The following is an 857-nucleotide window of genomic DNA, read 5'->3' as shown; positions in this document are numbered from 1 at the left end:
TTTCCTGTGGAGAGACCTCGGTGGATATTCAAATTGGTTTTTAAATGTCCGAAAAATGACTCCAGCCCGTTGGTGGATTTTGGAATCCTTGGATTATCCAGGTAAGCAAAAAGATTGGGTAAGGCACTTTTTAAAACAGAGAAGGAACGTCTCAACAGTTTGTGTTTATACCAAAACTTTCCCGTAATGGGATTGACCGTTTTTTCATGGACAAACTCATGGTGTCGATGATCCCAGTTAGCCAGTTCGAGCAGCCAATAACTGAGTTCCTGTTTGGATTTGATCAGATGCAGCGTAGAGACAATTTTCCGAAGTTCCTGCCCGGGAATACTCTTAGGATTGCTGGAAAGCCATATTCTGCACATTCGCTGCACATGGATTACACATCGCTGAAGGGTGACTTGAGGACAAACTTTGCGAATCGCTCTGAGCAATGCCCGATGTCCGTCACAGGTAATTGACTCGATCTGAACTCCAAGAAGCAGTAGATTTTCCAGGTCTTCTTTGAGTTCTTCGTATCGTTCTCCATCGCTGAACCGATAGAGCTGGGTGAACTTGATCGTGTTGTCTCGGTACAAAATCAGGCATAAATCCCTGCTAAAATACGTGCCGTCAATGAGCAGATTCACCCGCTCGGAAGGGTAGACACTCAGCATCGGCGGTTCTTTCAGATAGCCTTTAAAAAGCCGCTGAATCGTGCTTTTGCTCATCCCAGTCTCAGTAACCAATTGATCAAAAGTACGCTTCCCAACTATCCACTTTTTAAACCAAACAAACTGGTTGCTTTTGGCTACAGAGGGGTTGGAAACAGTGAACAGAATGCCGCAATTTTTACACTTATATCGCTGCTTGCCGGC

1 protein-coding gene is annotated in these 857 nt (G+C 44.8%); it reads right to left on the bottom strand.

Annotation, left to right across the window (positions count from 1 at the left end; all coding sequences use genetic code 11):
* On the bottom strand, positions 1-857 hold an 857-nt coding region (locus AAA938_RS20135; protein WP_338230724.1), incomplete at both ends, for an IS256 family transposase, variant Zn-binding type.

The sequence above is a fragment of the Algoriphagus taiwanensis genome (assembly GCF_036245645.1).
In the GTDB taxonomy this organism is placed as follows: Bacteria; Bacteroidota; Bacteroidia; order Cytophagales; family Cyclobacteriaceae; genus Algoriphagus; species Algoriphagus taiwanensis.
The sequence above is the reverse complement of the archived record's forward strand: the minus strand, read 5'-3'. Positions and strand labels throughout refer to the sequence as shown.